The following is a 12,698-nucleotide window of genomic DNA, read 5'->3' on the forward strand; positions in this document are numbered from 1 at the left end:
TCGTTTGACCGTGAAGGAATTCACGACTCAGGCATCCAATCAATCAACCTCACCAAGATCGACGGACCCAACGGACGGTGTCCTGAAACTTTACAACGGAGTTCTCCCATGAAACGAACACTCATCATCACCGCTTTCTCACTCGCGATGTCCACATCGGGCGTGTTTGGGCAGACGATTCAATCGCAGCACAATCACGCTGGGCACAACCACGTGATGCCCGGCATGACGCAGGCTCGCGAAGCGACGCAAGCAGGGCCGCATGGCGGCAGTTTGAAACAAACCGGCAACCTGCAAATCGAAACGATTGTTTCACAAGGCGGGCTGCAAATGTTCGTCTATGACCGCGCTGGTCAGCCGGTTTCGGTTGACCGGGGACGCGGTGCCGTTTCGGTACGAGTCGAAGGCAATGCGAAACGCTATCGCTACGACCTGTTACCCGATGGCAAAGGAGCGTTGACTGCTCCTGTGAACTTGTCGCAAATCGCTGGTCGACAGATTGACGTCGATGTGCAATTGGTCGGTATTGCGGCCAGCACAATCTCTTTCAACGAAGTCGCCACCGTTCCGGCCAGCGAGCAACAACTGGCAGCCGCGGCGATCGCACGACAAAAGATCTGTCCCGTCAGCGGCAAACCGCTCGGCAGCATGGGTGATCCCGTCGCCGTCGATGTCAACGGACAGAAGCTCTACGTTTGCTGTGCAGGCTGTGTGGGCGCGGTCAAGTCGGACCCGGCTAAGTATGCCGCCGGTCGCCCGCAGATCACGGTCACCACAGCGACCCAAGCTGATGCAGCAGCCATTGCCGCCCAGAAGGTTTGCCCCGTCATGGACGAACCGCTCGGCGGCATGGGGACACCGATCAAGGTGATGGTTGGTGACAAGCCGATCTATCTGTGCTGTAAGGGATGCATCAAGAAGATTCAGGCCGAGCCCGCGAAGTATTTGGCGATGGTTTATGGCAACGGCACGCAAGCCAGTGCCCAGCCTGCTGCCACGACGACGGCAAAGATCACTGTCTCGACCTCAACCCAAGCCGACGCAGCGGCCATTGCGGCCCAGAAGACCTGCCCCGTCATGGATGAACCACTTGGTGGCATGGGTATACCGATCAAGGTGATGGTCGGCGATAAGCCGATCTATCTGTGCTGCAAAGGATGCATCAAGAAGATTCAGGCAGAGCCAGCGAAGTATTTGGCAATGGTTTACGGCAGCGGTAATCAAGCGTCCGTTCCCGCAGGTACCGAACAAGTTCGGGAAGGCATCTTCAAGGTCGTTTCTGCCGATGCGCCGTTCATTGCCGCACAAAAGAAATGTCCTGTGATGGACGAACCGCTTGATGCGATGGGTGGGCCATACAAAGTCAATGCGGATGGAAAGGCGATCTATATCTGTTGCCCTGGATGCGCGAAGAAGATTGCGGCCGAGCCGCAAAAGTGGTTGGCTGTTCTGAAGTCTCAAGGAGTTGATGCTCCATTGATTCGTTAATCAACTCGGGAGCGAGAACTGCTCGCTTTCGATCTGACTCACGCGGGGGCGGTGTCGCGGCTGATTCACGCAAGTGATGACGTCACCACGCCGTCCCTGCCTTTTTGTTTTCAACTTACGACAAGGACGTCGTCATGAAATCGCTATGGAAATATTGCGCAACCGCAGCGCTCGTTTTGCCCCTCTCGCTATCCGCCGGATGCCGTTCGCTGCCCTGGCTGGGCAATCGAAAAGACGAACCGGCAATGACCGCTCAGCAATACGCCGAGCAAGCTGCCGCCAACATTCAATACGACACGAGGGTTGATTTCGACACCGACTATCAACCGCCCGCAGCAAATTCGTTCACAACCGCTCCCACTTCAGTTTCGCAGCGTCCCTCATCAGGCGGCGAAAGCTGTTGCCACTAACGCAGGAGCACGTTCTACCATGAAGTCTCAATCTACACGCTCGATACGTTGGTTGGCGTATCGAGTGGTCCGTCGTTTTGCGATCGCGAACGTCAGTCACTTCTATCAGTCGCCGATCGACACGATGCCGCGAACGCCGACGCCTGACAGCTACACGATTGGTTCGTGTTCATCCAAACGGCTACGAGAACACGCATCCGAGTTGGATTACGCAATCCCAGAGCGGGACTTGGAAATGCTGGACGCCGGCGCAGCCAAATGCATTGCAGCCTTTCAAGCCGATTCGCTCGCCGGGTTCGCTTGGGTCGCCTTTGGAAACATACCCGGTGAAATGAACCACGACGGCAAGCCCGAAACTGGTCTGCCAATCCAACTCTCCGACGAAGCCGCTTTCGTATTCCAAGTCTTGGTGCTTCCTGCCTACCGAGGACGACGACTGTACGCGGCGATCTTGAGCAGGATGGCCGACGAATTGCAACGCGACGGCATCCGACACCTGGTGCTGACGACCGAAGGATCGAACCACAACGCCCTGCGAGCGGTCGAGCGAATGCAATTCCAAAAAGTCGGCCAAGCATCGTTCTTTCGCATCGGACCACTCAGTCGATCAACCTACCCGACGCTTTCAAAAGATGTTGGATTCACAATCGGACGATATCTCGGCGACGATACCGCAGCCCATTCAAGTTAACTGAGCCACCAACAGCGTGGTGTCATCGAAGGCCTTGCGCCCCTTGCGGAACGTTTCGATGGACGACTCAAACGCTTCAACCAGTTCCCGAGCGTTGCAGCGTTTGACCGTGTTCATCAACTGCTCAATCCGCTCGGTTCCGTACTGTTCTTCACTCGGGTCAAACGCTTCAGTCACTCCGTCGCTAACAATGACTAAACGGGCCGCATCACCGAGCTGGATTGTATCTTCGTTGTATTGGGTATCCTCTTCGACGCCCAAGATCAGGTCGCCCACATTCAATCGCACCGGTGTTTCGCGTCCAATCTGCAAGAACGGAAATTCATGGCCTGCATTGGCGTAGGTCAGTTGTCGCCTTTTTGGGTCAACGACCAGTAGCGTCATCGTCGCAAAGTGTCCCATCATCACGTACTCGCAGTATCGCTCGTTGACATCTGTCAGAATCTGGGCAGGGCTGGACGATTTCTTTGCCGCTTCCGACACAAACGCCTTCAGCAATGTCGCCGCCATCGCGGCCGGCACTCCATGACCCGACACATCCGCGACGCAAAGTAGATATTGTCCATCAGACAATGGAATCACGTCGTAGTAGTCACCGCCAACATCGTCGGCCGGCTCGAACAATTCGGCGACGTCGATTCCAACCAATCCATTCACCGTCGGTCGTAAGTTCTGTTGAATTTGACGTGCCTTTTCCATGTGAACGCGATGGTCGCGCTGAGCGTGATCCAAAGCCTCGGTCATCGAATTGATTTGATCGGCGAGATAACTCAGTTCTCGACAGCTTCGCGTACGTGCAATCACGCTTAGGTCTCCGGCGGCAACACTCCGCAGCGCCGAAACGAAACCTTGGATTGGTTTGGCGATCAATTGCCGCAGTACCGCGCTGACCACGAAGGCAGTAATCCCTCCCAGCAATAGGACTCCGAACATTTGGATCAACAACGAGCGGCGTGTTGCGCCCACAACGGCTGAACGTTTCTCTGAAATGTAGACCGTGCCCGCTGATCCAGTGAAAGACCCGACAACGAGCGCGCCGGTAGCGTTTGATCTGGAGAGGGTTGAATCAGCAGCCGACCGCATTGCCAGGAGCATTTCGTCGGAAGCATGCCCATGCGAGACAGCTTGGTACGGAAGCCCTCGCCAATCCGCAGCAATATGGTGACCGGGCGAATCGTCAGTATTCATTCGAGCGCAGACGTTGTCGACCAGATTTTGAATCGCCTCGCCGCCGTGAGGTTCAGCGACCAACAGCGATTCGTACATCGTTTTCGCTTCTTCGGTCAACGCGATCTGCTTCTCGTTCAAATGCCGATCCATCCTCACGCGGTAGTCAACGAGAAGAAACAGAACGACAAACCCAAAGAGAATCGCATTGACGAGGACAAGCAGTTGCCGGCTGATCGGCAGCTGATGCCATCGGTATTTGAACGCTTCCATCACGGCAACCTAACAGAGAAAAGCCGGGCGAGTTTTTTAGGCTCGTCCGGCCGATATGAGATCGAACGGAATCAGACGCGATTAGCTGAGTTCAGCCAATTTTGCTTCCGTTGCACTTACCGATCCTTTTCCGCAGCAGGCCGCACCGACGCTGCAGCAGTACGCTCGCTTTGCACAACAGGTCGGTTTACCTGCCGAGCTGGCAATGTCGCTGGTTGCCGCGTTCGTTCCAGCGTGCTTCCCACAGCATCGTGCGTTTACCGAACAGCAATAGGCACGCTTGGCACAGCAGGTGGGTTGAGAAGTTGCGCCGGCCACTTCGTCAGTGGTTGCTGTCGTTTCCGCTTGTTTTCCACAGCACGCCGCTTGGACGGTGCAGCAGTATGCATGCTTGGCACAACACGTCGGCTCAGCCGATGCGGCGGTGCCAACATCACCAGCAGGGACCAGCGAAACGGCAAACAAAACAGCAGGGAATACAGTCGCTAACATTTTGGAAACTCCAGGATTGATGGCGCAGCCGACATCGACATGCACCGATTGGGGAACAGAGACATCTTCATTTTTGACTTGGTCTGGCTTCGCAAGTCGAAGCAGAGACGACTGCTAAATCTGAAGACGAATGTGCCAATCAATCAGAGAGCTAGGATGAACCAACGAGACCGACCGCACGAGTGCGACCGACTCCGTCCTCCAGTCAATCCGTAAGAAGTCACTGCGGTCCAAACCGCGAGGCGTCAGATCGCTGGTGGAAGTTCTCGGCGGCAACCAGACCTTCGTCTCGCACGATCCCATCGCGGGACATTCGTGCAAAGGATCACTGTCACAGCAGCCGTGCCCGACCGGCTGCGGTTGGCAGCACGCATGAGGGCAAGGCTTCGCGTCGTTTGATCCTGCTCGGGCCGCCGGCGAGGACGCCAACAGCACCGCGATCACTGCAAAAGCAGCAAACAATCGAGCGGCAGCATTGGTGTGACGACGGTTCATGGCGGACAGTTCCAAAAGCTTTCAAAGGACTCCCACTGAGGGAATCTCTTCTTTGATGCTCTTTGGATGCACGGCCCCGACGTTTCTTCACGACTTCGTGAAAAGATTTCAGGATTCTTTTCGGGGTTCGCTGCTGGTGCAAACCGCTAGCGCGTTCAGGTCGTGAAGCCACTCGGATTGCTGATCGACAAAGGCAGCTTTTAGCTGGTCCAATAAATCGTCAGAGTCGCCAATCAACGGTGAAATCTCGATCGCCAACCGTGGGTCGGGCGCGTCATGCGTCGAGTGACAGATCACGAAATGCCGTTTGGTCTCCTCCAGCATCTGCATGCTAGCGTGCCAAAGCCGATCGACAGCCTCGGTGCTGGCGGGGAGCTTGGCCGCATCGACTTGCCGCACCGCTCGCATCATCGAAGATACCTCCAGGCAGAATCTCAGCATTCGGGTCATTGCATACCGCGGTTCGCTGAATCGAAAGTAATGCAGGACCGGATAGAAATGATGTGACTCCAACAAGTCCGCCATGTTCGACGACATCGTGTATAGGTCTTGGTTGACTAACGAAGGATCGCTCCCGGTCAGATACGCTCGCAAATAGCCAAGGCTGTCGCCCGTTCGTCCGGTGCGATACTCAATTTCGTTGGCAAACTGGTTGCGACGGGCCAGGGTCGAATAGACCGAAATGACATAGGCGAGAACAAGCGTGAAGAAGCTAAACCCCAAACCAGCAGCCGTGATGGTCAAGAACTGCATTGCTGGCGTTCGCGGCACCAAGTCGCCCACACCCAGGGTGGTGATCGTGAAACCAGCGTAATACACCGCGCTCGCAAAACCCCTGTCCGTCGGTGTCAATCCGGTTGCCGTGATGCCCGTGCCGAGCTGAGGCCATACGATCAGGCTGACACCAATCAACAGTAGCGTCGCCCAACACAACACCTGCGTCGCTATCAACGCCGGTCCGCAGTAAACCACAACTCGCGGATGAGCGAATACTCGCGTTCGGACTAAAAAGTGAAAGCCACGATTGATGCATTTCGTGATCGGGCCAACCGTCGCACGAGGATGCATAACTGCCATGAAGGTTTCCCAGACGCCAAGGCAGGTCACAAGAAACCCGCCAGTAGTCAGGAACCAATTCATCGCGTTAATAACTCACTCGCCGTACTTCCGAAAGACTGTCATCAGCTCTTCGATCTTCTCGTCGCGGTCCTTGGCACTGCCACTCTTGATCGCCTCGCTGACGCAGGATCGGATGTGCTGCTCTAGGACGATTTGGCCGACTTTGTTGAGTGCACCCGTCGCGGCGGACAACTGCATCAGGATATCGACGCAGTATTCCTCATCCTCGATCATGCGACCAACCGCTTCGACTTGTCCGATGACACGTCGAAGTCGATTGTTGAGCTTCTTTTTCTCGTCGTCGGACAGCATTCGTGGAGACTTTTAGTCAAGTTGGTTTCGCGGAGTTCCCGATTTTAGCCTCTAAACGGCTCCGCAGTTAGTCCGCTTCACATCATCATCTTGGGCGCAGCTTCGTACTTACCGGGGTCACCGAAACGACGAACGATTTCAGCGAATACCGCTCCCTTTTCAACCGGCTGGTCGCTGTTTATTACCAACTCATACAGATCGTCTGGCAGAACTCGCAGCACGGTCATCAATCCTTTGACCGACATCGCATAGTTCGCTCGCATTCCGCGAACTTCCTTTCGGCTCCAAATCGCTTTCATGAATGCGTCGGACATTTCCATGCCCTGCATCTTCTGTGGGTAGCCTGGCGTCGCGAATTTGTCACTTCGTGTAGCGTCGACTTGCGGACGGCTGCTGAGATTCGCGAGGTACTGATCGACCGAAGCGTCATCGCGCATTCGCGGCCCCACTTGTTTGACCATGTGGTTCATCATGTGGTGAATCATGTGACAATGGAAAATCCAATCGCCGGGGTTGTTGGCGATGAACTCGAAGCTTGAAGCCTGAGCGACACCGACCAATTCGTTGTTGCGTGGAACCCAGGCACTCTTGGGAATGCGAGCCCCTTCGTGACTGGTCACCCAAAACGTATGCCCATGCAGGTGGATCGGATGGTGTTGCATCGGGGCGAAGTTCAACAGTCGCACACGAACACGCTCGCCATGTTTGCATACAAGCGGTGTCGTGTAGGGGCCACTCTTGCCGTTGATCGTGTGCCAATTCCAGTCCATCGACCACGAATCGCTAATCGTGTGCGTCGGCGGAATATGAAAATTCTGAAATAGCAATCCGAAATCGCGATCCACCGGTGGATCGAAGACCTTCTTGGGATGGACGATGAACCATCCGACTTGTCCAAACGCTTCTTGCATCGCCACATGCGAGTGATAGAAAAAGGTGCCTTCCTCGTGGATGTCGAATTCAAAGACCTTCGTCTTTCCAGGCTTGATGGGATTCTGAGTCAACGTGGCGGCTCCGTCATACTGAACGGGCAGCTCGAAACCATGCCAATGGACGAACGTATCTTCAGGCAATTCATTGGTCACGACGATGCGAACACGATCGCCTTGCGTGACTTCGATCGTCGGGCCAGGCATGCTGCCGTTGTAACCGTAAACGTTCATCTTCACGCCAGGATGAAACTCTTGCTGAACTGCCATCGGCACAAGTTCAAACACCTTCACACCGTTGTCCATCTTGTAGGGCAACGTTGGGATGTCGGGAGCCTCAAATGGCGCGGGGCCATCGGAAGCCTTGCGAAACCCTGGAACCAGCTTGCCGATGTAATAGTCCGAGTCTGGATCGAGACCGCGACTGGGTTTGAAGCGAGAGAATCCGTCGTATTCCGCAACGACCTCAGATGAGGCCGGGATTTCAGGGCGAGCCGAGGCGTTGCCGATTGGCTGCGGCATGTTGTCGTGTTGCTTCATGCCGTTGTGCTGCATGGGCTCTTGCGCGTTGGCATCGCGTCCCAGCAAATTGCCAACGAAACCAGTTGCTGCGGCGAACGAGCCTACTTTCAAAAACTTGCGACGATCTTCTGGACTGGGCATGAGATTGAGACTGTTTGATGTGAATGGATGTTGGTGACGACGAAGCGTTGATTAACGAGGCTTCGCAACGGCGTCGATGTGACCTGGTGGCGTTGGGCCAGGGGCTGCCATCAAACCGCCGTGCAGCAGGTAGCCTCTGACGAGAACTTCGTTCGTGCGAACTTGTTCGAGATGTTGGACTCGGGTCAAACGTGAGTCGAAGTAATCCATCTGTGCGTCCAAAACGGTCGGCCAATCAACTCGGTTCGCTTTGTAGCTTTCGAGCAATTCTTGATAGGCCAATTCGGCTTCGGGAATGATCACCCGATCGTATTCCGTCGCGATTTGCAGTGCCGTCAAATACTGTTGGTAGACGTTGGCCATCTGCTGCCCCAGCATCAACTCGGTTCGTCGAATCTCTTCCTGTTGCCGGCGATAATCCAGTTGGGCTTGGCGAATGGTGCCCTGGTTCCGATCAAACACAGGCAGTTCGATCGAGACTCCGGCCGCTGCAGTGGTTTCTTTGGCCTCGAAGTTATATCCGGCTCCGCCTTCGGCAACGATGTCCGGAACCCACTCGACTTGTTCACGTCGGACGGTGATGCGGTCCGCTGCCAACTTCGCTCGGGCGGCGGCAAGTTCTGGACTTTCCGTGAGCACCAAAGACATCGCCTCCTGATAAGAAAGCGGTTCACCTTGCGGCATCAGATCGCCGGAGACGACGCCGTCGGTCAAGTCGACACCAACGATCGCAACCAACCGTCGAAATGATTCGCGGTAGTGATTCTCTGCGGACAACACGTCTAGCCTCGCCCGCTGCAACGCAATGCTCGATTTGCGAACTTGTGGACGTGTTGCTTGGCCTTGGTTGTAAAGCTCGCGTGCAGTGACAGCACCATCTTCGGCCGTTTTCAACAGTTCCTTTCGCAGCTCGACGATTTCGCGACCCGCTAACGCTCGGAAGAAGTGAATCCGCACGTCATTGCAGACGCGGAACTGTTGAGCCATCGCGAGGTGTTCGGAGACATGAGCACGACGCATGTATTTTTCGCGACTCAATTTCAACTTGCCGGCAGTGACAAAACGCTGACTCACTGTCATACCCTGAAACTCGCCCGGCGAATCCTTGTCGCCTTCGACATCAACTCCGATCTGTTCGCCGATGTAATTCAGGGTCGGGTTGGGGTACAAACCTGCCTGCAATGCCTTGGCGGTCTGTGCTGAAATCTGCAACCGAGCTTGACGGATCGTGGGATTGTTCTGAGTCGCCAGAGTCAGGAAATCATCTAGCCTGTATCCTTGGACTTCTGTTTCCATCGGGAACGCTTCCGAGATCATTTCGCCGTCGACGTAAACGGGAGCTGGCGTGCTACCGAAGTCGCTGCCGTCGATACGAACACCGGGGAACAGTGGCCCGCTTGGATCGAGCTGATCTAAACCGTAGGGTGCAGATGGCACTGGTGGTGGTGGCGTGAATGTGCGACCGATCGCCGAAGCCGTGTTACTCATCGAAGGCATTTGGGCACTGGCAGCGGTACAAAAAATTCCGGCAGTCGCAATGACTGATAGTCCGGACTTGAACAAAAACGATCGCACTGAAATCACTCCTTTGATCTGAGCAGCGGCATGTTGGCTTGCTTTTCAAATCGGCTAGATACCTGCGAGGGGTATGTTTGCAGTGAACTTTCTGAAAGTCATTTGCGAAAAGGGGGTCAGTTGTACGGTCTACCGAGCCTATGCGCTGGTCGCAAATCGACCAACCGGAACTACGTGAGCTTGGCTGCCCGCAATCTCAACGCATTCGCAATCACCGACACACTGCTAAAACTCATCGCTGCTGCTGCAATCATGGGACTGAGCAACACGCCGAAGATCGGATACAGCAACCCAGCTGCGACCGGGATTCCCAGGGTGTTGTAGATGAAAGCGAAAAACAAGTTCTGACGAATGTTGCTCATCGTTTTGCGACTCAAGTTTGCCGCCGCAGCCACACCGCGAAGATCGCCACCGACGAGCGTGACACCGGCAGACTCAATCGCAACGCCCGTCCCGGTGCCCATGGCGATGCCAACGTTCGCTTCGGCCAGTGCAGGAGCGTCGTTGATCCCATCGCCACACATCGCAATTGTCTTGCCTTCCTGCTTTAGCTTGCGAACGAAATCATGCTTTTCCTCGGGCGAAACCCCAGCATGAAATTCGTCGATGCCCAGTTTCGACGCGACGGCTTTCGCGGTCGGTTCGGCATCGCCGGTCAACATCACCACTCTCAACCCCAGTTCATGCAACGTCTTTAGCGCTGCAGGCGTGCTTTGCTTGATCGGGTCAGTGATGGCGAGAATTGCCGCCAGCTTGTTGTCGATCGCCACGAACACAACCGTCGCACCTTCGACCTGATGCGATCCCGCTTTGTCTCGCCCCGCATCAACGCCCTCGATGCCTTGTTCGTCCAACAAGTCAGCCTTGCCAATCAACACATCATGATCATCGACGCGAGCGCGAACGCCACCACCGGTTATACTATTGAATTCACTCGCCTCCACGAGCTGCAACTCATCCGCCTTCGCTCGGCGAACGACCGCCTGAGCCAACGGATGCTCGCTCTGTGCTTCGACAGCAGAAGCCAACGTCAACACATCGTTCTCATTCCAGTCAGCAAACGTCTCGACACCCGTCACTTCCGGTCGTCCCTGCGTCAGTGTGCCTGTCTTGTCGACAACAATCGTGTCAACCTTCTCCATGACTTCGAGGACTTCAGCGTTCTTGATCAGCACGCCTTCCTTCGCTCCTCGGCCAACACCCACCATCACGGACATCGGCGTCGCCAGCCCCAACGCACACGGGCAAGCAATGATCAACACCGCAACGGCCGCTACGAACGCATGAGCCAGTTGCGGCTCTGGACCAAACACCGCCCAGCCGATGAACGCTGCCATCGAACAAACGATCACCGCCGGCACAAAGTAACGCGCGACCACATCAACCAGTTTCTGAATCGGAGCACGACTCCGCTGTGCGTCCGCAACCATTTGCACGATGCGGTTCAGAACCGTGTCCCCGCCAACACCGACAGCTTCCATGACGAGCGCACCAGTCTGGTTCAACGTTCCGCCCGTGATTTCGTCACCTTCCACCTTCTTCACCGGCATCGGCTCGCCCGTCAACATCGACTCGTCAACGCTGCTCGACCCGCTGAGAACTTTCCCATCGACCGGAACTTTCTCGCCAGGACGTACTCGCAGCCGATCGCCCTTGTGGACTGAATCGAGCGAGACATCTTCCTCGCCATCGTCTGTGATTCGGTGTGCCGTATCGGGAGCAAGCTTCATGAGTTCGCGAATCGCTCCGCCCGTCTGCTGTCGTGCTCGCAGTTCCAATACTTGCCCGAGCAACACCAAGGTGATGATCACCGCCGCGGCTTCAAAATAGAGAGGTGGAACACCGTTCTCAAAGAACGCCTCTGGTATCACACCAGGAAGCAACACGACGACCAAACTGAACAGATACGCCGCCAATGTTCCCACGGCGATCAACGAGAACATGTTCAAGTTCATCGTGTGAAACGACTTGGCTCCGCGAACCAACAAGGGCCATCCGCACCAAAACACAACCGGCGTCGCCAGCGCCAACTGCAACCAACCAAACACCGTCTGGCTCATCCAATCCGCGACCCGCAATCCGACCATCGGCCCCATCGCGATTACGAGCAATGGCACCGACAACGCGACGCCAACCCAAAAGCGACGCTTCATGTCGGCGTACTGTTTATCTTCACCCTCTTCATCCAACGAGACGACCTTCGGCTCCAAGTCCATCCCACAAATCGGGCAGTCGCCGGGGCCGACCTGCTCGATTTCAGGGTGCATAGGGCAGGTGTAGATCGCCGTCGGGTCTGCGGGCGCATCGCTCGCCTTGGTCGATGAGTGACCACTGCAGCACGAAGACGTGTCCGAGGTTTCCTCGATCTGTACCGCTGCGCCGCCACCGCAACAAGACGAACCGCTTGATGCCTCTTTCTGTGATCGCTTCGCCAGCACCCCCGCAGGATCATCTTGGAACTTTTTCAAGCATCCGTCGCTGCAAAAAACGTAGTTCTTGCCACCAAACTCAGCCGATCGTGGACTATCCGCCGAAACGGTCATTCCACAAACCGGGTCGATCTGCGTTGACGGATCGGCGACCGGCAAGGACGTCTCGTGTTTCTTGTCGTGGTCCATGATTTCTCCAGGCTGTCAAAAAGTCATCCTTCAATATACCCCATAGTGGTATGCAAGTTGCATACCGCTAATGCAGCGGCAAAGGGGCCGCATTAGCAAAATTCCAAAGGAGAAACGAATGAGTACCGCAACCGCATCCATGAAAGAGTGCATCGAAAACTGCCAAGAGTGCCAAACGACCTGTGCTGACATGCTGACCAGTCATTGCCTGTCCGAAGGTGGCGACCACGTCGAGCAAACGCACGTCAAGCTGATGCTCGACTGCATCGCGGCCTGTGCTGCCTGCGTCGACTTCATGAGCCGCAATAGCGATCACCATGCGCACTACTGCAAAGCTTGCGCAGCGATTTGCAAGGCCTGCGCCGACAGCTGTGAGAAGGTCGGTAACATGGACAATTGCGTCGAATGCTGCCGCAAGTGCCACGAAAGCTGTTCGTCGATGGCATCGTAGCACCAGCCGAAATCC

The 12,698-nt window shown here is 55.6% G+C and carries 10 protein-coding genes; 3 read left to right on the forward strand and 7 right to left on the reverse strand.

Annotation, left to right across the window (positions count from 1 at the left end):
• Positions 1-108: 108 nt before the first annotated feature.
• The 3 genes from LOC70_RS10865 to LOC70_RS10875 all read left to right on the forward strand — a co-directional run bounded on the left by LOC70_RS10865 (position 109) and on the right by LOC70_RS10875 (position 2,589).
• Entirely contained in the window at positions 109-1,488 is a 1,380-nt protein-coding gene (locus LOC70_RS10865) for a hypothetical protein (RefSeq protein ID WP_196784624.1), read from the forward strand.
• Between the two features lie 134 nt (positions 1,489-1,622).
• Positions 1,623-1,898, forward strand: a complete 276-nt coding sequence (locus LOC70_RS10870) for a hypothetical protein (RefSeq protein WP_145295121.1) — start codon at positions 1,623-1,625, stop codon at positions 1,896-1,898.
• A gap of 19 nt (positions 1,899-1,917) precedes the next feature.
• On the forward strand, positions 1,918-2,589 hold the full coding sequence (locus LOC70_RS10875; protein WP_145295118.1) for a GNAT family N-acetyltransferase: 672 nt from the start codon (positions 1,918-1,920) through the stop codon (positions 2,587-2,589).
• Here the strand turns inward: LOC70_RS10875 and LOC70_RS10880 are convergent.
• The 7 genes from LOC70_RS10880 to LOC70_RS10910 all read right to left on the reverse strand — a co-directional run bounded on the left by LOC70_RS10880 (position 2,581) and on the right by LOC70_RS10910 (position 12,656).
• Positions 2,581-4,029 carry a PP2C family protein-serine/threonine phosphatase gene (locus LOC70_RS10880; RefSeq protein ID WP_145295115.1) on the reverse strand — a complete coding sequence of 483 codons (1,449 nt, stop codon included), beginning with the start codon at positions 4,027-4,029 and terminating at the stop codon, positions 2,581-2,583. The genes LOC70_RS10875 and LOC70_RS10880 overlap by 9 nt on opposite strands.
• 1,095 nt (positions 4,030-5,124) lie before the next feature.
• The gene (locus LOC70_RS10885) at positions 5,125-6,093 is read right to left on the reverse strand and encodes a potassium channel family protein (RefSeq protein WP_230253602.1); all 969 of its coding nucleotides are present in this window, start codon (positions 6,091-6,093) and stop codon (positions 5,125-5,127) included.
• Positions 6,094-6,168: 75 nt separating this feature from the next.
• Complete coding sequence (locus LOC70_RS10890) at positions 6,169-6,447, reverse strand: metal-sensitive transcriptional regulator (protein ID WP_007328345.1); 279 nt, start codon at positions 6,445-6,447, stop codon at positions 6,169-6,171.
• A 77-nt stretch (positions 6,448-6,524) separates the two neighbouring features.
• Positions 6,525-8,039, reverse strand: coding sequence for a copper oxidase (locus LOC70_RS10895; RefSeq protein WP_146414947.1), 1,515 nt, complete (start codon positions 8,037-8,039; stop codon positions 6,525-6,527).
• 51 nt (positions 8,040-8,090) lie between these two features.
• Complete coding sequence (locus tag LOC70_RS10900) at positions 8,091-9,527, reverse strand: TolC family protein (protein WP_230253603.1); 1,437 nt, start codon at positions 9,525-9,527, stop codon at positions 8,091-8,093.
• 257 nt (positions 9,528-9,784) lie between these two features.
• Positions 9,785-12,232: a heavy metal translocating P-type ATPase gene (locus LOC70_RS10905; RefSeq protein ID WP_146414948.1), complete on the reverse strand. Its 2,448-nt coding sequence runs from the start codon at positions 12,230-12,232 to the stop codon at positions 9,785-9,787.
• A 67-nt stretch (positions 12,233-12,299) separates the two neighbouring features.
• Positions 12,300-12,656: a hypothetical protein gene (locus tag LOC70_RS10910; protein WP_230253604.1), complete on the reverse strand. Its 357-nt coding sequence runs from the start codon at positions 12,654-12,656 to the stop codon at positions 12,300-12,302.
• Between the last annotated feature and the right edge of the window lie 42 nt (positions 12,657-12,698).

This window comes from Rhodopirellula halodulae, assembly GCF_020966775.1.
Taxonomy (GTDB): Bacteria; Planctomycetota; Planctomycetia; order Pirellulales; family Pirellulaceae; genus Rhodopirellula; species Rhodopirellula halodulae.